This is a genomic window from Bacillus sp. SRB3LM (assembly GCF_015712745.1).
Lineage (GTDB): Bacteria > Bacillota > Bacilli > Bacillales > Bacillaceae_G > Bacillus_A > Bacillus_A thuringiensis_K.
The window spans coordinates 395,846-414,833 of the sequence record NZ_VWVQ01000007.1 but is presented as its reverse complement, the minus strand read 5'-3'; the positions used below and the strand labels follow the sequence as shown (position 1 = coordinate 414,833).

Below are 18,988 nucleotides of genomic sequence, written 5' to 3'. Positions count from 1 at the left end.
TTAAATAAAGAATGGTAGAACTTTTTTCTATGTTGCTCGAATAAAGAATAACAAGAGAGGTGCTGTGAAGAAATGAAATTATATACAAAAACAGGAGATAAAGGAACGACAAGTGTAATAGGCGGTAGGGTTGATAAAGATGATATCCGTGTGGAAGCGTATGGAACAATAGACGAGGCGAATTCTCATATCGGATATGCAATGACTAAGCTTCAAGGCGGGACTTATAGAGATATTTACAATGAGCTCGAAAATATTCAACATGAGCTATTTGATTGCGGAGGAGACTTGGCAATAGTGGAACAAAAAATTCCTTATAAGGTGACAATTGAGATGGTTGAAAGCTTAGAAAGAAAGATTGATTTGTATATAGAAGAAGCCCCGCCATTAGAACGCTTTATTTTGCCAGGAGGTAGCGAGGCGGCGGCTACTATTCATATTGCACGTACTGTTGTAAGGAGAGCAGAACGCTCTATAGTATCATTGCAAAAAGAAGTGAAAATAAATGAAGTTGTCTTAAAGTATGTAAATAGATTATCTGATTATTTGTTTGCAATAGCTCGAGTAATAAATGCTCGATTACAAGTGAAAGATGTGGAGTATAACCGTAGTGCATTAGTTTTTCGTGATAAGAAAGAGAAGGAAGTGGAGTAATTCACTTTCTTTTTTTTTTGTATACTTTTTTCTGTAATATACCAAAATAGAGAAGGTATAGTGGTAATTAGAAAACGGAGGATGTATATGAAAGTTTTAAAATGCGGCGTCATGCTATTGAGTATACTGTTTGTATCTCAATTACATGTTTATGCAGAAGAAAATCGATGGACATGGCCTGTTGAAGGTCAGATAAGTGATTATTTTGGGACAAGGCATGGAAAACACTATGGTATTGATGTAGCTGCGCCAATTGGAACGCCTGTGGCAGCTATCCAAGATGGTAAGGTAACGAGGTCTTATTATTCGAGTAGTTATGGAAATGTTGTATTTATTAAACACGGAGAATATGAGGCTGTATATGCACATTTAAATAAGAGATATGTGGGACAAGGAGATTATATTTCAAAAGGAGAAAAAATTGGAGAAGTAGGGAACACGGGAGAATCGCGAGGTGCACACTTACATTTAGAACTTCATCAAGGAAGATGGACGATGGCGAAAAAGAATGCGATGAACCCATTGCTTGTTTTAAGTGAGCAAAGAAATGAAGTTGTTTCTTCGTCATTATATGTCGTACAAAAAGGGGATACTTTAGTTAGTATTGCACGGAAATTTAGTATGACACTTAAGGAAATTAAAGAAAAAAATGGATTGCAGCAAGAGCTAATTTATCCTAATCAACAATTATATGTTAAGTAAAGGAAACGTCTCAAAAATTAAACTTTGAACAAATTTATGTTCTTCTTAAATAATGTTCAATGTAAATGAAATTATATGGGCGCTTTTGCTAGAACTATTGAGTGAATCAGAGCATCTATATCTAAAAGAAAACCGTCCCAAAGTTTATTTTGGGACGGCTTCTTTTACCAAAAAATAAAGACACATATAAATCCAGAAATAGCTAAATAGCTATACAAGTAAAAAACTTTTGTTCTTGTTTTCTCTTTTGTTCGAAACAGTACGATAGTCGGTTCAATTAAACCGATTGTCAAACAAAGTAGGCCAAGAAGCATACAACCAATCGAAATAGAATACAGGGCGATTTGTGGTGCTTGAAATGGAATCATCCATTTTAATAAAAATGCAATAAGTGCAGTGTAACAAATACTACCGATGTATTTATTCAGTGGTGTATTAGAACGAAAACCAGGAAGTTTTTTTAAGAAAGAGCGGGAAACAACTTCTGTTTGTAAAGATGTATGCTCTTCAATAATTTTTTGGGCTTCTTTTCCTTTTTGAAAAAGAGATAAGATCCAATTTCGCTCACCCTGAAAAATAAATTGAGAAGTTGTCAAATAGTGATCAATCTTCACTTTATTCCAACCCTTCCACGGATGACGCTCACACAATTTTAATTTACTTTCTGTTTTTTTATCATACTGATAAATACTTATGCCATCTTCATCGAAAGTAGCATAGTATGTCTCATTTGAGAATGTGCCTAAATCAATTGGGCAGTAGAAAAGTAATTCTTTTTTTAAGTAAAAGTATTCTTTTCTTAAGTTTTTTTTCATTGCTTCTCGAATAGAATGTCTCTTTTCTTTTTTCATGACATTTCCTCCATAACTCAGAAAATGTTCTTATCTTAACAATTCAATATCTTATCACTTTTAATTATATATGACTAGGTAATCCAAAAGAGAAATGCCGAATAATAAAAAAATATGGATTGTATTGTAAAATATCTCGCAATTTATTTGTTGTTATGAAAAATAAATAACTAATTTTAAATAAGTTACAATTTTTTAGTTCACAATGTTATGAGGTTGTTGTATAATGAAGGGGAAAATAGAATATCGGTCTATCTTCGGGGCAGGGTGAAAATCCCGACCGGCGGTGATGAACTATTTATGATTTTGTTCTAAGCCCGCGAGCCGTTAAGGCAGGATTTGGTGTGATTCCAAAGCCGACAGTATAGTCTGGATGGGAGAAGATGGAGGTTCAAACGTTCAAAAAAGATATGGATTTGAACGTCTGTTTGATGTGCCTTAAATTCTCCCTTTGTGTAAAACACAAAGGGTTTTTTCGTTCTATGAAAAACAGGCATAGCAGAACCTTTCCACTTTCCATGAGATGATCGATGGAAAAGGAGAGAGAAAGATGAAACAAAAAAACAGTGTAGTGCAGATGGTGAGTGTAGCGATGCTAAGTAGTATTGCATATTTACTAATGATGTTGGATTTCCCGTTCCCAGGGCTTCCGCCATTTTTGAAAATTGATTTTAGTGGTGTACCAGCTTTAATTGCAGCAATTATCTTTGGACCAGTAGCAGGAGTGATTGTAGAGGCGATAAAGAACATTTTACATTACGGGATTCAAGGGAGTTTAACGGGAGTACCAGTTGGAGAAATTGCAAACTTTATTGCAGGATGTTTATTTATTGGACCAGCAGCTTTCTTATTTAGAAAGTATCGTACTGTGAAGAGTTTAACTACAGGATTAATGCTAGGGACAATTACAATGGCACTTATTATGAGTGTATTAAACTACATCATCATATTCCCGGCTTACACTTGGTTTTTAAATTCACCGGCTATGTCTAGCGAAACGATAAGAACAACGGTTGTAACGGCAATCTTACCATTTAATTTAATTAAAGGGATTGTTGTAACAATTGTATTTGTAGCATTATTCTCACGCCTGAAAGTATGGGTGTTTGCAAAAATGAAAAATGCATAATATATATTAAAACCATTAGTAGTGTGAAACTACTAATGGTTTTTTATTAAGGAAAATAAAATTTAGATACAAAAAATGCCCCTCATCAATATGAGGGGCATTTTTTGAAGTTAATAAAAGACTATTCGAATTTTAAAGCGTCTCCGTCGAATGATTCGTCAGCAACTTTAATTGAGTCAGTTGGACAGCCTTCGAATGCATCCATCATATCTTCAATTAATACATCTGGAATTTCAACGATACCTTGGTTATCATCTAATGTTACAAATGCAATACCTTCATCATCATAGTCATAAATGTCTGGTGCAGCAGCGCCACAAGCACCACATGCAATACAAGTATCTTTATCAACGATTGTATATTTTGCCATCTTTTTTCCCTCCTGATAATATGTATGTGAAAAGCTCGCCATAAAAATTATAACCTTATTGTAAAACGGTTTGTAAAACTTTTCAACATAAAATTATAATGATAATGCTTATCAATTAGAGTGTCAACTTATTTTTGAATTATGTCATAAGATTTTCAAAATACGTAAATATGATTTCGTTTGATACAATAGACTATATACAAGTATATAGTTCTTATATGATAAGTTTAATGAGCGACAGTAGATAGTGTAATTGTACTGAAAAGAATGAAGTTAAGATTGGAAGGTGGAAGCGGTCATGCAAATACAATATACTTTGTTGCATTGTTTAAAACAATTGAATGGTGAGAGAACCGTTTCTTCTATTTATTATTTACTAAAGGGCAAACGTTCTTCGCAAACTTTACAAGATGGAAATATGTTCCGAATTTCATTTTTGTTCGGAATATATAAATCATTGAATAGAAATGACTATGATGGTGAAGTTGCAAAGTTGTTGCAAGCGGATTTTATTCAAGAAATACATGAAAATACATATGTGTTAACACCTACGGGTAAAATGCAGTTACATAAATGGGAGGAAGTTTATGCTTTTCCAGCACATTTGCATGGTTTACATTACGGTGAATTAGGTGAAACATTTTGGAAAAGATTATCATTGATTATTCAAACCATATCCAATTTACAACAGAATAATACGAGGTTTATTCCAATTCAGCAAGATACAGAAATAATGATGTGGGTGAAACGTTTTCTAACAGGAAGGCCATATAAGAGAAGTGAGTTGGCGAGAAAACTATGGACGGAAGTACAGAATCTTTTAGAAAAGAGTAATGCGATAGAAGCGACGATTGTAACATATCGATTAACGGGTTATGAACGTATTGGTTGTACATTGCAACAATTAGCAGAAATTACGAAACAAGATATATTCAGGGTGTATTTTTTATTTTGGGGTACAATGCATTTCTTTATACAAGAAGTTCGTGATAAAGAAAATGAATTTCCACTATTAGCTGAAATTATATCTTATCCAAATGAGAGAGCTGAATTATTTAGTTTATCCACGAAAAAAACATATAATTTTTGGAGGCAAGGACGTTCTTTAGAAGAAATAGCGACGATTCGGAATTTAAAGGTTGCAACGATAGAAGATCATTTTGTTGAAATTGCTTTGCGAGAAAAAGATTTTTCTATTGAAATGTTTATGGAAAAAGAAAAGATAGACAAAGTAATAAAAGTAATTGAAGCATTGCAAACGCGGAAGTTACGTGTTTTGAAACAAGCGGTTGGAGAAGATATTTCTTATTTTGAAGTTCGTCTTGTATTAGCGCGGATGGAGGGTGTAAATGAAACTTGAAGAATATTTATATAAGTGGTTTGGATATTCTGAATTTCGTCCAGGTCAAAAAGGAGTAATTACAGATTTATTAGAAGGAAAAGATGTGATAGCAATGCTTCCGACTGGAAGAGGGAAATCTATGTGCTATCAGTTTCCAGGGCTTATGCGAGAAGGAACAGTGCTTGTTGTATCACCGTTATTATCTTTAATGGAAGATCAAGTGACACAATTAAAGTATGTTGTGAAAAACCGAGTAATAGCATTTAATAGTTTTCGGACATTAAATGAAAAAAGAGAAGCGATGAAAAAATTATCTTCATATAAATTTATTTTTGTTTCACCAGAGATGTTACAGTCGGAGTTATTAATTAGGGAATTGAAGAAAATTCATATTTCATTATTTGTTGTTGATGAGGCTCATTGTATTTCTCAATGGGGTTATGATTTTAGACCGGACTATAAAAGACTAAATGTAGTTATTAAAAATATTGGTTCTCCTACAGTATTAGCATTGACAGCCACAGCGACAAAAGGGGTACTGCAGGATATCGCAGATAGTTTAAATTTAAAGGGTGCTGCGGAACATGTATACTCTATTGACCGTCCTAATATTGCAATGGATGTGCAATTTGTAGAGACGATAGAAGAAAAGAAAGAGACGCTTTTAGAGCAGGTGATGTATTTACAAGGGCCGGGGATTGTATATTGCTCAAGTAGAGCGTGGACAGAAAGGTTAACGGAATACTTGAGAGGGAAAGGTGTTACTGGTGTAGCTTTTTATCATGGTGGTATGGAACATGAAGAGCGTATGTTAATTCAACAGCAGTTTATGAACGATCAATTGCAACTTGTAATATGTACAAGTGCATTTGGTATGGGGGTAAATAAGGCGAATACGCGATATATTATTCATTTTCATTATCCAACTAATATAGCTTCTTACTTACAAGAAATTGGAAGAGCTGGAAGAGATGGCGAACCGAGTATAGCTATTTTATTATGTAGTCCGTTGGATCATGATTTACCAATTTCAATCATTGAGGATGAATTGCCAAGTAAGTCACAAATACAATTTTTATTTTCTTTACTACAAGAAAGAATGTTTCAAACGAAAGAATTACCAATAGAAGATGTAGAAGAAATTTGTTATAATGCAGCAAGATTTAATGAGCAATATTGGCGTTTCGTTCGTTATCATCTCGAACAGGTTGGAATTATACAACAACGAAGATTATTATTAGAAGGTTTGTCAGATGAAATCATGAACCGATTAATAGCTGAAGTAGAAATAAGGTTGCGTAATAAATATAGTGAGCTAGAAAATATGAAGTCATGGATACAAGTTAAAGGATGTAGACGTGAATATGTGCTGCAACAGTTCGGTTATAGGAAAGAGCAAGAGTTAATTAATTGCTGCGATTATTGCGGTATTACAAAAGAAGATTATAAAAAAAGACGAGCGCAACAATCGGATTTCGACTATAATTGGGAAACAGAGTTACAAAAGCTTTTCGGCCTAGAAAAGATGGAGGAATGATGAACATTCAAAGGCATAATGTTGAAGATATGAGTCCGCAGGAAATAAGGCTGAATCTATATATAACACAGTTAATTATTATCGGTATTGGCTGTTTACTGGCATATATATTATTTCAAGATGTAAAAGAAGTCTTTAATTTATGGAAATGGGAACCAGTATCTATACTTATTATAGGTGGTTTGTTAGCGATTGGTATTGTGTTATTAGATTATGTTGCAATGCGAGTGTTTCCGGAGTCTTGGTTTGATGATGGTGGTATTAACGATAAGATGTTTCGAGGAATGTCCGTTCTGCATTTACTCGTTATTACGTTCTTAATTGGTTTTGCAGAAGAGTTTTTATTTAGAGGTGTAGTGCAGACTCATTTCGGAATTGTAATTGCGAGCTTCGTATTTGCAGTGTTACATATTCGTTATATAACAAAGCCATTTTTGTTTTGTTTCGTCTGTTTCATTAGTTTTGTCTTTGGTTATGTATTTGAATGGACAGGAAATTTGTTTATAACAATCTTTGCACACTTTCTTGTTGATTTTATAATGGGACTCCAATTAAGAAAATAAATGGAAGGTGGTGGTGAACAACATGAGGAAACGAATTCCTGATTTTGAAGAGGAATTAGAAGTTGAGCGAGTGGAAGAAAAAGAAAGTTTACCGCCGCGTAGTGAAATTCATAGAAATAAAGAGAAAAAACAAAAGTTTAAAATAAATCACATTTTCGTCCGGGTTTTAACATTTCTATTCATTCTGCTGCCAATTAGTATTTTGTGGTACACGGATAAATATATTCAGGTGAAGGGTGATAGTAATAATGCCGGAAAAAGTGCGTTTGAAGTAATCTTCTTTGATTCAGCTAAATCTGAGTCGCAGAAACAGTCTGAAAAAGTAATAACGCATACTGTGAAAGAGGGAGAAACTTTAGAAAGTATAGCGAAGCAATATTTTTCAGATGGAAATGGAATTGAAGTAATTAAAAAGTATAATAACTTGCAAGAAGATGAAGTGAGTGCAGGTCAAGAATTAAAAATTCCGATAAAAGATAAGTCCACAAAGCAAGAAAGCTAGTGAGTTAAGCGATCACAGTTTGTTATAAAAGCCTAGGATTATCTTTATGAGGAGGGGAGTCAAAAATATGATATGGATTATATTATTCAGTACTCTCATAGGCATGGGGATTTTATTACTTCTTGTGATGTATAAAGAAGCGATGCGTAATAAGGTGTTGGAACATACTTTAGTATTTAAAGAATTTCCGAAAAGTTTTCAAAAAGTAAATGTGTTTTTTATTTCTGATATTCATAGAAGAGTCATTTCGAATTTGTTAATTGAACAAGTAAAAGGAAAAGTAGATATTGTAATTATCGGAGGAGATTTAGCAGAGAAAGGTGTATCTTTATCAAAAATCTCTGCGAATATTCAAAAGTTAAGAGAGATAGGTCCTGTATATTTTGTGTGGGGAAACAATGATTATGAGATAGAATATCATGAATTAGATGCGTTATTATTAGAAAATAACGTAAAAGTTTTAGATAATACAAGAGTGGTATTTGAGTCTGAATTAGGAGAGAAAATTTGTTTGCTCGGTATAGATGATGTTGGATTGCACCGTGATCGTCTAGATTTGGCATTGGCGGATTGTAAAGAAGATGGTTTTCGTATCCTAGTTAGTCACAACCCTGATATAATAAAAAAAATGTCTGGAAATGAACAGATTTCACTTGTGTTAAGTGGACATACGCATGGAGGACAAATCCGATTATTCCCATCTAAAAAATATTTAAAAGGTGGCGTATATAACCATTTGAATACGATTCTCTTTGTTAGTAATGGGTACGGAACAACATTGATACCACTTCGTTTCCGAGCACCTGCTCAAACACATATCATTACATTGTGCGGAGGGAAATGATGCCAACTCTTAGTGGAAAATATAATATAAAAGCTGTTTCGAATATAATTGGAGTTCAGCCGAGCACGCTTCGTGCATGGGAAAGACGATATCAAATTATTGCCCCAAAGCGAAATCAAGCTGGGCATCGTTTATATACAGAAGAGCATATTCAAATTTTAAAATGGTTAATGGAAAAAGTTTCCTCCGGCATGATGATTGGACAAGCAGTTCAGTTATTAGAAGAGAATCGTTTGCCGAGTACAGTTCAAAAAGAGATACATTTCGATAAAGAAGTTGTTTTAGTGGACGATTTGCTACAAGCTTTGTTAAAATTTGATGAAATTACAATTGCTGCATTATTAAACGAAGCTTTTAGTATATATTCAACAGAAAAGGTTGTTGCCAGTATCGTTCTTCGAGTGACAGACAAATTATTAACGTCAAAAAATAATAATGAGATTTCAATGGTGCAATTCCAATATGCACTATCATTTTTACAAACGCGTCTAGGGATGGTGTATCACAATGCCTCAATGTTTTCCTCTTTACACAAAGTTATTGTGTTAGAAAAGAATGCATTGAAAGGATTTATTTTTTCAACTTATTTACGCTTAAAAGGATATGAGGCGATATATATTAGGACAAGCTTAGCTGAAGATGGTATGTTGTCAGCGGTAGAGGAAATACAGCCGAAATATGTATTTGTATCTTTTGCTGACGAACAAGATATGAAAAAGACGATGAACTTTATAAATTTATTACAAGAAAAAAGGGAATCTCTTTCTGTTGGATTTATCGGAAAGCTAGGCGTTCTAAACCAGTTGGACATTGAAACAATCTTAATTGGTGATACGAAAGAAGAATGGGATGAATGGTTAAAAATATCGGAATAGTTGTTCGAAAAGAACCATCTATTTTCTATTTCATATAATAAAATTAGATGCATTGGTTACGTAGGGAGGGTATGAGATGAGGCTGGAACGATTAAATTACAATAAGATAAAAATTTTTCTAACATTTGATGATTTATCTGAACGAGGATTAACGAAAGAAGATTTATGGAGAAATGCGCCGAAAGTACAGCAATTATTTCGTGATATGATGCAAGAAGCAAATAAGGAATTAGGATTTGAAGCAGATGGTCCGATTGCAGTTGAAGTGTTTTCTCTACAAGCACAAGGGATGGTTGTAATTGTAACGAAAGAAAATCAAGAAATGGATACAGATGATGAGTTCCGTGACGAGTTTATTGAAATGCAAGTGACTCTAGATGAAAGTGAGCATATATTATATGAGTTTGCTACGCTAGATGACGTAATTAACCTGTCGAATCGCTTATATAACCTTGGTGTAACTGGTGGAAAGCTATATACGTGGGATGAGCGCTTCTATCTTTGGGTGGAAGAAGAGGAACAAATTCAATTGTTAAAGGCGGATTTTATAGCTATTTTAGCGGAATACGGTAATCCGTCTACAGCAACCATTTATCGCATCATGGAGTACGGTAAAGAATTAATGGATGTTAACGCGATAGAACAAATACACAATTACTTTGTGAAAAAACAAAACCTCAGCTAATACAACAAAGCTGAGGTTTTGTTTTTATTTGGATAAGGGAAGGGATGATTGTAAATACTCGAACATACTTTTTGAAAATAAAATATGCAGTTTTATGGGAGTATGGTTGATGAAAATAAAAAACATTTAAATATTTAAGTATTTTACTTTTCTAAAAGTAATAAAAGGACTATAATAATAGTGAAAACGCTTGCAACATAAAATAGTTTGTATATATTTGTTAGCGTTTTCTATTGCATTCCAAATTTAAGGGTGTATACTAGGCAATGAAGGTTTACTAAACAAGTGAAATTACAGGGGGTTTACTTACTATGGTAGCCGAAAAGGGAACTCAAACAAAAACACAACAACAAAGGGAACAACATTTTGAACTATTGAATTCAACACAAATTGTTATTAGTGAAGCGTTAGAAAAATTGGGTTATCCAAACGAAGTATATGAATTATTAAAAGAACCAATTCGTATGATGACAGTGAAAATACCAGTTCGTATGGATGACGGGACTGTTAAAATATTTACAGGATATCGTGCACAACATAATGATGCTGTTGGTCCAACGAAAGGTGGAATTCGCTTCCATCCGAATGTAACAGAAAATGAAGTGAAAGCACTTTCAATCTGGATGAGTTTAAAATGTGGTATTGTTGATTTACCATATGGTGGAGGTAAGGGTGGAATTATCTGTGATCCACGTGAAATGTCATTCCGTGAGTTAGAAAGATTAAGCCGCGGTTATGTACGAGCAATTAGCCAAATCGTAGGTCCGACGAAAGATATTCCAGCTCCAGATGTATTCACAAACTCTCAAATTATGGCATGGATGATGGATGAGTATAGCCGTATTGATGAATTTAATTCACCAGGATTTATTACAGGTAAACCGCTTGTATTAGGTGGATCACATGGACGTGAAACAGCAACAGCGAAAGGTGTAACAATTTGTATTCGCGAAGCTGCGAAAAAACGTGGCATTGATATTAAGGGTGCACGCGTTGTTGTTCAAGGATTCGGTAATGCTGGTAGCTTCTTAGCTAAATTTATGCATGATGCAGGTGCGAAAGTTATTGCAATCTCAGATGCTTACGGCGCGTTACATGATCCAAACGGATTAGATATTGATTATTTATTAGACCGTCGTGATAGCTTCGGTACAGTAACAAAGCTATTTAACAATACAATTTCAAACAAAGAATTGTTAGAGCTTGATTGCGATATTTTAGTTCCAGCTGCAATTGAGAACCAAATTACAGAAGAAAATGCTAATGATATTAAAGCGAAAATCGTTGTTGAAGCTGCAAATGGTCCAACAACATTAGAAGCGACTAAAATTTTAACAGATCGCGGAATTTTACTTGTTCCAGACGTGTTAGCAAGTGCTGGTGGTGTAACAGTATCTTACTTTGAGTGGGTACAAAATAACCAAGGTTACTACTGGACTGAAGAAGAAGTAGAACAACGTTTAGAAAAAGTAATGGTAAGATCATTTGATTCTATTTATGAAACAGCACAAGTTCGTAAAGTGAACATGCGCTTAGCGGCGTACATGGTTGGTGTTCGTAAAATGGCTGAAGCAAGCCGCTTCAGAGGTTGGGTATAAAATATTATATCTTGAGAAAACGTGATTTCCTTTCGAGGAAATCACGTTTTTTTGTTGAAATATTGAATGAGGTGTTGTATATGGAGAATGAAATGCTGGAACGAGTAGAACAATTAGAAGAAAAGGTTAAGAGGTTAGAGGGAGAACTTGCAAGAACGATGAAAGCTCGAAAAATAAGTATCGTTCGGATGTTCGGGGAAGGGCTACTGTTTTTGATATTTGGTGTGGTTGTAGTAGGGCCGATTAGTGCCGTTGTAATCTCAATTTTTACTTGGATTGCTGAAAAATAAAATAAAAACAAAAAAGAACGCTTGTTCTATACGAACAAACGTGCTATACTCTCCTTAGATAAACAAAACGGAAATGATTTTAAGGAGAGATAAATGATGAAAATGACAGTAGACCAAAGATTTATGATGCCAGCAGATGTTGTAGAGCGAGTGGAAGTATTACGAAACAAACAAAGCAAGCGTGGCACATTATTACAATCGGTAAATAAATTTTTCGGTTTAGATACGAAAGAAGATTGTGTTTGGTTTTACGGTTTTTATGGAGTGGCTGTAAGTATCTTGTTGTTTATGGTGTTCACTTCAAATATTTTCGATTTTCTCTTCGCGTAAGAAATATGCGATAAGGACATTGTTACCGAATACATATATAAGGAAGTAAGGTAACCTTCTAGAGCGGGAGTTGGTAGCAATGGCAATGTTTCCTATAGAGCGCAACTATATTGGATATGGAAGTTCACGACCAGGGATTCCTCTGACTAAAGTTAGATTTATTGTAAGCCATGATACGGGGAATCCTGGAAGCAATGCGATAGGAAATCGAGATTACTTTAATGAATTACAACCGAAAGCTTCGGCGCATACATTTATAGATGATAAAACAATATTGGAGATTATTCCTATAAATGAAGTTGCGTATCATGTTCGATATGGTGTGCCGACGGATAATGACTTATATGGCTATGACGCGAATAAGGCGGCCATTGGAGTGGAACTTTGTTATGGCGGTGATGTTAACTTTTGGGAAGCATATAATCGTTTTACATGGTATCATGCGTATTTATGCCAAAACTTTGGCTTAAATCCGAAAAAAGATATCGTGTCACATAAAACGCTTGATCCAGCTAGAAAGATTGATCCTGAGAATGTATTAGGGAAACAAGGTATTAAATTTCAGCAGTTTTTAGCAGATGTCTATCGGATGTACGTTTCGTTTAGATGACAAATATATGAAAAATGAATACAATAAAGATAGGTGCCTACTGCTGTAAGTAGGTTTTTTCTTGTTTTTATAAATAGTGTATTGGTAGAAGACTAGGAGTGGACGAGTATGCAGAAAGAAACAGTTATTATAATCGGAGGCGGTCCGTGCGGATTAGCGGCTGCAATTTCGTTGCAAAAGGTTGGGATAAATCCGTTAGTAATTGAAAAAGGAAACATTGTAAATGCTATTTATAATTATCCAACTCATCAAACATTTTTCTCTTCGAGTGAAAAATTAGAAATTGGTGATGTAGCTTTTATTACAGAAAATCGTAAGCCAGTTCGAAATCAAGCGCTTGCGTATTATCGTGAAGTAGTAAAACGTAAATCTGTACGTGTAAATGCTTTTGAGCGAGTGGAGAAAGTTCAAAAAGATGGAGAAGTTTTTCAGGTTGAGACGACAAAGCGTGACGGAAGTAAAGAAATATATATAGCGAAATATATTGTTGTAGCAACTGGATATTATGATAATCCAAATTATATGAATGTTCCAGGTGAGGAATTGAAGAAAGTAGCTCACTATTTTAAAGAGGGGCATCCTTATTTTGATCGAGATGTAGTAGTTATAGGTGGGAAAAACTCGAGTGTAGATGCCGCGTTAGAACTTGTTAAATCTGGTGCACGTGTAACGGTACTGTATCGTGGAAGTGAGTATTCACCAAGCATAAAGCCTTGGATTTTGCCGGAATTTGAGGCGTTAGTACGAAATGGTACAATTCAAATGCATTTTGGGGCTCATGTGAAAGAAATTACTGAGCATACATTAACGTTTACAGTTGATGGTGAAGCTTTTACAATCAAAAACAATTTTGTATTTGCGATGACTGGTTATCATCCTGATCATAGCTTCTTAACGAAGATGGGTGTTCAGATTGATGAAGAAACAGGACGTCCAATTTATACAGAGGATAGAATGGAAACGAGTGCTGAAAATATTTTCATTGCAGGTGTCATTGCTGCTGGAAATAATGCAAATGAAATATTTATCGAGAACGGTAGATTTCATGGAGATGCGATTGCGCAAACCATTGCATTAAGAGAAAAATAAAAAGGAGCTGTCGGGAAAACCTCGACAGCTTCTTTTTATTCGTGCATAAACATATTTTGAATGGATTCATGAGAATTTGTATTCTCTAATGCAACAAGCAATTTAATGCGTGCTTTTTGTGCATTTAAGCCGTATGTGAATACAATGCCCATATCTTTTAAGTGTTTACCGCCACCTTCATACGAATATACGTCTTGAACGATACCGTTGAAACAGCGAGAAACTAATACGACAGGAATACCTTTATTTAATAATCTTTCTAGGCTAGGTAGTGTTCTCGGAGGGAGATTACCTTGTCCAAGAGCTTCGATAACAATGCCGTCTACAGGAAGATTTTCGATTGCTGCTAATAATGTATCATCCATGCCAGCATATGCTTTTAGAACAACTACATTTTTAGACACTTTGTTTATCGTATATGTTTCGTGATGTACTAAAGCGTGATGGAAGACAACGCCGCGTTTTGTTACCATTCCAATTGGTCCGTATTGTGGGCTTTGGAATGTTGCGACATTACTTGTATGTGTTTTCGTTACATTTGTAGCGCAATGAATTTCGTCATTTAATACGACTAAAACACCTTTTTCTGCAGCTTCATCACAACTAGCAACTTTTACAGCTGATAAGAAGTTATATAGACCATCAGCACCTAACTCATTGCTAGAGCGCATTGCACCTGTCACTACGATCGGAATAGTTGCTTGTACTGTTAAATCTAAGAAATAAGCTGTTTCTTCTAATGTATCCGTGCCATGCGTAATGACTACGCCATGAATGTTGTCTTGTTTTACTCTTTCATCAATGATGACTTGTAATTGTAACATTTCGCTCGGTGTCATATGAGGAGATGGTAGATGGAACACATCTTCAACGATTAAATCAACATCGCCTTCTAAATCAGGAATGAATTTTAAAAGAGGATTTTTTTCACCTGGTTGTACGACCCCAGTTTCTTTATCTTCCTCCATTGCAATTGTTCCACCTGTGTGTAAAACTAGGATTCTTTTCAATGCTTATACCCCTTTCAAGTAAAAAAATACATTTAGAACATAACATGTTTTGAGTAAATTCGACAATGGAAATGTATAAAAGTATGCCTCGAAAATGACAATAAAATTAACCGCTATATGTACGATGTATAAAATCACGAAACGAAATGGGCAAATATAGTATAGGAGGGAGGGATTGCGGTGAAAAAGATGGAGAGAATTTTTATTCGTATATTAATAATACAATTCATTTGTCTTTCTGTTGTGCAATTGTTATTTATACATAAGTCATCAGTGAAATATTTATCTAAAATTGTTTATTATGAGGGTGTCATGGTAAAAAACAAAATGGAAATCTTGCAGGTGAATAGGTAGTTTTCATTTTCTTCTATGAAGGATTATGCTACAATAATTGAGGATTTAATGACGTGAAGCAAATGAGAAGAAGCAGGGTGAACACCTGCTTTTCGTTTTGTTTTATAAGTGAAAAAATGAGGTGTTACGATGGATAAACGAATTTCAATTGCTATAGATGGTCCAGCAGCTGCTGGGAAAAGTACAGTGGCAAAAGTTGTTGCGAAGGAACTTTCTTACGTTTATATTGATACAGGCGCAATGTACCGTACGCTTACATATGCAGCCCTTGAACAAAAAGTAGACATTGAAAATGAAGAGCAGTTAATGGAAGTTGTAAAGAATGTAAATATTGAGTTTCAGCAAGGAGACAATACACAGCTTGTATTTTTAAATGGACAAGATGTTTCTGAAGTAATTCGTACACCTGATGTGACGAATCGAGTATCTATTGTAGCGAAACATCGCCTTGTTCGTGAAGAAATGGTACGTCGTCAGCAAGAGTTAGCGAAAAAAGGCGGCGTTGTAATGGACGGCCGTGATATTGGTACACATGTATTACCGGATGCTGAAGTGAAAATCTTTATGCTTGCTTCTGTTGAAGAAAGAGCGGAAAGAAGACATTTAGAAAATTTAAATAAAGGTTTCGATTCTAATTTAGAGCAGTTAAAAGAAGAAATTGCTCAGCGTGATAAATTAGATTCAGAACGCGAAGTTTCTCCACTAAAAAAGGCTGATGATGCATTGGAATTAGATACGACTTCTTTATCAATTGAAGAAGTTGTCCAAAAAATTATGAGCATTGTTTCTGGAGTGTTTGCGAAATAAAGAAAGGGGATAATCCTCTTTCTTTTTTTGTTTAAATAGAAATGTAAAGGATACGTGAATTGTGAGTCTCTTTCCTTGACAAATGAGCTGATTTGTAAGAAGTTAGTTAAAGAGGAATAAAACTGTCAGAATATATTCGCTATTATATTTCAAAACATACTTTTTTCAAGCTAGTTTTGCTGTATACTATTTATATAGGTTTAATATATTTTCTTGTGAATGGTATTGAAAAAGAGTATGTGATGAGAAATTCTTAAACGTGCAAATGAAAACTTTGTTTTCATTTCGTATATACATAAAAAATGCTTTGTCAATTCTGTAGGGAGGTATTTCCATGGTAGAGAAAATGAATGAAGAAGTTATGGATTCAAAAGAATTACAAGTTGGTGACGTTGTTACAGGTTCTGTAACGAAGGTTGAAGAGAAACAAGTGCTTGTAAATGTTGGATACAAAACAGATGGCGTAATTCCAATTAGTGAATTAGCTAACGTTCATATTGAAAAAGCAAGCGATGTTGTAGAATTAGATCAAACACTAGAGTTGAAAATTATTAAATTAGAAGAAGATGATCTTGTCTTATCTAAACGTGCTGTTGATGCAGAAAAAGCATGGGTAGAACTACAAGAGAAATTTACTTCTGGTCATGTATTTGATGTTACTGTAAAAGATATTGTGAATGGCGGATTAGTTGTGGACCTTGGTGTTCGCGGTTTTATTCCAGCTTCACTTGTAGAAGTACATTATGTAGAAGACTTTACTGACTATAAAGGTAAAACATTAGCGGTGAAAATTGTTGAATTAGACCGTGAAAAAAATCGTGTAATCCTTTCGCATAAAGCGGTAGTAGAATTAGAACTAGATTCTAAGAAAAAAGAAGCAATTTCTTCATTAAAAGAAGGGGACGTTGTTGAAGGAACAGTGCAACGATTAACTGACTTTGGCGCATTCGTTAACGTTGGTGGAGTGGACGGCTTAGTTCACATTTCACAAATTTCACACGAACGTGTAGAGCAACCTTCTGAAGTGTTGGAGCAAGGTCAAAAAGTTAAGGTAAAGGTGTTATCTGTTGATGCTGATACACAACGTATTTCTTTATCAATTAAAGCAGCTCAACCAGGACCTTGGGAAAACGTTGCTGGCGAAATAAAAGCTGGAGATATTCGTGAGGGAGTAGTAAAACGCCTTGTTACATTTGGTGCATTCGTTGAGATTTTACCTGGCGTTGAAGGACTTGTACACGTATCTCAAATTGCAAATCGTCACGTGAAAAATCCGAATGAAGTATTGGAAATGGGACAAGAAGTAAAAGTGAAAGTACTTGAAGTTCACGTAGCAGAGAAACGTATTTCTTTAAGTATAAAAGAAGCGCTTGAGGAAAATAATGTAACTGAAGATTATAGTCAGTATGAGCCAAATGCTGATTCTGCTACTTTCCAATTAAGTGATATTATTGGTGAACAACTGAAAAAATTAAAGAAATAATGAGGGGTACAAGTGGTAAGGGCAAAACGTAAATTAGATCATATTGAATATGCTCTTTCTACTGGTCAGTCTCGTACGCATGGCTTTCATGATATTGATTTTGTGCATCAAAGCTTGCCAAATTCAAATTATGACACAATAACATGTGAAACAAAAATCGGCGAACTTTCACTAAGTTCGCCGATTTTTATCAATGCGATGACTGGTGGTGGAGGAGAGAAAACGTTACATATTAATGAGCAATTAGCATATGTAGCGAAACATCATAACCTTGCTATGGCTGTAGGTTCGCAAATGGCGGCGTTAAAAGATGAAAGTGAAGTTGCTTCTTATAAGGTGATTAGAAAGGTAAACCCAAATGGTATTTTCTTTGCTAATTTAGGTAGTGAGGCAACTATCGAGCAGGCAGAGCGCGCCGTTGATATGATTGAAGCGAATGCATTGCAAATTCATTTAAATGTCATACAAGAGTTAACGATGCCAGAAGGAGACCGTGATTTTACTGGAGTACTTCAGCGCATTGAGAAAATTGTTTTAAATAGTAAAGTTCCTATCATTGTAAAAGAAGTTGGATTTGGGATGAGTAAGGAAACGATGCAACAGTTAGCGAACGTAGGTGTAACAGCCATTGATATTGGTGGGCAAGGTGGTACGAATTTTGCTGCTGTTGAAAATGAAAGAAGACAGCGAATGCTTTCTTATTTTAATAACTGGGGCATACAAACAGCAACCTCGATTATTGAAGCAACCTCTACAAATAATAACCTCTCTTTTATTGCATCTGGGGGTATACAAACAGCGCTTGACGTAGCGAAAGCAATCGCATTAGGGGCGAATACAACTGCGTTTGCTGGTTACTTTTTACGTATTTTAATGCAAGATGGTATCGAGAAGTTAGTGGATGAAATTGAGCTTCTACATACAGATTTGAAATTTATTATGACAGCTCTTGGTGCGAAGACGATAGAAGAGTTGCAATCTGTACCTCTTGTTGTAAAGGGTGAAACATATCATTGGTTAATGCAACGTGGTATTGATACTGCGCATTATAGTAGGAGATAAAAAATCAACCGTTCGGTTGATTTTTTTGTTCTATTCTTTTTCGTAATATAAAGTGGAGAATGGAACTAGTATTATATGAAAATATCATTTCGTGAAAATTACAATTGAAAAAGGGTTGAAAATGTAGATGGTGTGTTGTCGAATTACTGGAGAGAATTTAATTTTTAATGGGAATAGGTGAAGGTAAAAAGAAGTAGTGGAAGGATATAGTGCGCAAAATATTATTTTGATATAAATTTAAAACATTAAAATGATTATGTAAAAGACGGTTTCGGACAATATCGAAACCGTCTTTTTGTAT

22 protein-coding genes and 1 riboswitch are annotated in these 18,988 nt (G+C 34.7%); of the genes, 19 read left to right on the top strand and 3 right to left on the bottom strand.

Annotated features, from left to right (window positions below; genetic code table 11):
- The first annotated feature begins 72 nt into the window (after positions 1 to 72).
- Both F3I02_RS06765 and F3I02_RS06760 read left to right on the top strand, forming a co-directional pair.
- Entirely contained in the window at positions 73 to 654 is a 582-nt protein-coding gene (locus tag F3I02_RS06765; RefSeq protein ID WP_000781272.1) for a cob(I)yrinic acid a,c-diamide adenosyltransferase, read from the top strand.
- Between the two features lie 87 nt (positions 655 to 741).
- On the top strand, positions 742 to 1,356 hold the full coding sequence (locus F3I02_RS06760) for a peptidoglycan DD-metalloendopeptidase family protein (RefSeq protein WP_000866118.1): 615 nt from the start codon (positions 742 to 744) through the stop codon (positions 1,354 to 1,356).
- 164 nt (positions 1,357 to 1,520) lie between these two features.
- On the opposite strand, the gene F3I02_RS06755 is transcribed toward F3I02_RS06760, so the two are convergent.
- Complete coding sequence (locus F3I02_RS06755; protein ID WP_196477761.1) at positions 1,521 to 2,207, bottom strand: hypothetical protein; 687 nt, start codon at positions 2,205 to 2,207, stop codon at positions 1,521 to 1,523.
- Between the two features lie 249 nt (positions 2,208 to 2,456).
- Positions 2,457 to 2,596: riboswitch (FMN riboswitch) on the top strand.
- Positions 2,597 to 2,757: 161 nt separating this feature from the next.
- Between F3I02_RS06755 and F3I02_RS06750 the strand changes: the two genes are divergently transcribed.
- Positions 2,758 to 3,336 carry an ECF transporter S component gene (locus F3I02_RS06750; RefSeq protein ID WP_196477760.1) on the top strand — a complete coding sequence of 193 codons (579 nt, stop codon included), beginning with the start codon at positions 2,758 to 2,760 and terminating at the stop codon, positions 3,334 to 3,336.
- A gap of 121 nt (positions 3,337 to 3,457) precedes the next feature.
- Here the strand turns inward: F3I02_RS06750 and F3I02_RS06745 are convergent, their stop codons facing one another.
- Positions 3,458 to 3,706 (bottom strand): ferredoxin, encoded by a 249-nt coding sequence (locus tag F3I02_RS06745; protein WP_001151993.1) that lies wholly within the window; start codon positions 3,704 to 3,706, stop codon positions 3,458 to 3,460.
- 298 nt (positions 3,707 to 4,004) lie between these two features.
- Between F3I02_RS06745 and F3I02_RS06740 the strand changes: the two genes are divergently transcribed.
- The 12 genes from F3I02_RS06740 to F3I02_RS06685 all read left to right on the top strand — a co-directional run bounded on the left by F3I02_RS06740 (position 4,005) and on the right by F3I02_RS06685 (position 13,971).
- Positions 4,005 to 5,066 (top strand): YpbB family protein, encoded by a 1,062-nt coding sequence (locus F3I02_RS06740; RefSeq protein ID WP_001167007.1) that lies wholly within the window; start codon positions 4,005 to 4,007, stop codon positions 5,064 to 5,066.
- Positions 5,056 to 6,585, top strand: coding sequence for an ATP-dependent DNA helicase RecQ (recQ, locus tag F3I02_RS06735; protein WP_000762981.1), 1,530 nt, complete (start codon positions 5,056 to 5,058; stop codon positions 6,583 to 6,585). Before F3I02_RS06740 ends, recQ begins: the two co-directional genes overlap by 11 nt.
- Positions 6,585 to 7,148, top strand: coding sequence for a CPBP family intramembrane glutamic endopeptidase (locus F3I02_RS06730; RefSeq protein ID WP_001025780.1), 564 nt, complete (start codon positions 6,585 to 6,587; stop codon positions 7,146 to 7,148). Before recQ ends, F3I02_RS06730 begins: the two co-directional genes overlap by 1 nt.
- A 22-nt stretch (positions 7,149 to 7,170) precedes the next feature.
- Positions 7,171 to 7,650 carry a LysM peptidoglycan-binding domain-containing protein gene (locus tag F3I02_RS06725; protein WP_001231556.1) on the top strand — a complete coding sequence of 160 codons (480 nt, stop codon included), beginning with the start codon at positions 7,171 to 7,173 and terminating at the stop codon, positions 7,648 to 7,650.
- A 67-nt stretch (positions 7,651 to 7,717) separates the two neighbouring features.
- A complete protein-coding gene (locus tag F3I02_RS06720) occupies positions 7,718 to 8,494 on the top strand; it encodes a metallophosphoesterase (protein ID WP_000637795.1) in 777 nt (258 codons plus the stop codon).
- Positions 8,494 to 9,369, top strand: coding sequence for a MerR family transcriptional regulator (locus F3I02_RS06715; RefSeq protein ID WP_046945523.1), 876 nt, complete (start codon positions 8,494 to 8,496; stop codon positions 9,367 to 9,369). Before F3I02_RS06720 ends, F3I02_RS06715 begins: the two co-directional genes overlap by 1 nt.
- Before the next feature lie 76 nt (positions 9,370 to 9,445).
- Entirely contained in the window at positions 9,446 to 10,054 is a 609-nt protein-coding gene (locus F3I02_RS06710) for a genetic competence negative regulator (RefSeq protein ID WP_001235402.1), read from the top strand.
- Positions 10,055 to 10,365: 311 nt separating this feature from the next.
- Positions 10,366 to 11,652: an NAD-specific glutamate dehydrogenase gene (gudB, locus tag F3I02_RS06705; RefSeq protein WP_000225173.1), complete on the top strand. Its 1,287-nt coding sequence runs from the start codon at positions 10,366 to 10,368 to the stop codon at positions 11,650 to 11,652.
- An 80-nt stretch (positions 11,653 to 11,732) separates the two neighbouring features.
- Entirely contained in the window at positions 11,733 to 11,942 is a 210-nt protein-coding gene (locus F3I02_RS06700; protein ID WP_131249665.1) for a hypothetical protein, read from the top strand.
- A gap of 93 nt (positions 11,943 to 12,035) precedes the next feature.
- Positions 12,036 to 12,272 (top strand): DUF3961 domain-containing protein, encoded by a 237-nt coding sequence (locus F3I02_RS06695; protein WP_001983018.1) that lies wholly within the window; start codon positions 12,036 to 12,038, stop codon positions 12,270 to 12,272.
- Positions 12,273 to 12,351: 79 nt separating this feature from the next.
- On the top strand, positions 12,352 to 12,882 hold the full coding sequence (locus F3I02_RS06690) for a peptidoglycan recognition protein family protein (RefSeq protein WP_001240655.1): 531 nt from the start codon (positions 12,352 to 12,354) through the stop codon (positions 12,880 to 12,882).
- 108 nt (positions 12,883 to 12,990) lie between these two features.
- Positions 12,991 to 13,971, top strand: coding sequence for a YpdA family putative bacillithiol disulfide reductase (locus F3I02_RS06685; protein ID WP_001168514.1), 981 nt, complete (start codon positions 12,991 to 12,993; stop codon positions 13,969 to 13,971).
- Positions 13,972 to 14,006: 35 nt separating this feature from the next.
- On the opposite strand, the gene ansA is transcribed toward F3I02_RS06685, so the two are convergent.
- Entirely contained in the window at positions 14,007 to 14,981 is a 975-nt protein-coding gene (gene ansA, locus F3I02_RS06680; protein WP_000822009.1) for an asparaginase, read from the bottom strand.
- A gap of 180 nt (positions 14,982 to 15,161) precedes the next feature.
- Between ansA and F3I02_RS06675 the strand changes: the two genes are divergently transcribed.
- The 4 genes from F3I02_RS06675 to F3I02_RS06660 all read left to right on the top strand — a co-directional run bounded on the left by F3I02_RS06675 (position 15,162) and on the right by F3I02_RS06660 (position 18,687).
- Positions 15,162 to 15,335 (top strand): YpfB family protein, encoded by a 174-nt coding sequence (locus F3I02_RS06675; RefSeq protein ID WP_000738056.1) that lies wholly within the window; start codon positions 15,162 to 15,164, stop codon positions 15,333 to 15,335.
- A gap of 129 nt (positions 15,336 to 15,464) precedes the next feature.
- Complete coding sequence (gene cmk / locus F3I02_RS06670) at positions 15,465 to 16,142, top strand: (d)CMP kinase (protein ID WP_000361251.1); 678 nt, start codon at positions 15,465 to 15,467, stop codon at positions 16,140 to 16,142.
- Positions 16,143 to 16,476: 334 nt separating this feature from the next.
- Entirely contained in the window at positions 16,477 to 17,625 is a 1,149-nt protein-coding gene (gene rpsA / locus F3I02_RS06665; protein ID WP_000229559.1) for a 30S ribosomal protein S1, read from the top strand.
- A 12-nt stretch (positions 17,626 to 17,637) separates the two neighbouring features.
- Positions 17,638 to 18,687 carry a type 2 isopentenyl-diphosphate Delta-isomerase gene (locus F3I02_RS06660; RefSeq protein ID WP_000251039.1) on the top strand — a complete coding sequence of 350 codons (1,050 nt, stop codon included), beginning with the start codon at positions 17,638 to 17,640 and terminating at the stop codon, positions 18,685 to 18,687.
- Positions 18,688 to 18,988: the final 301 nt, after the last annotated feature.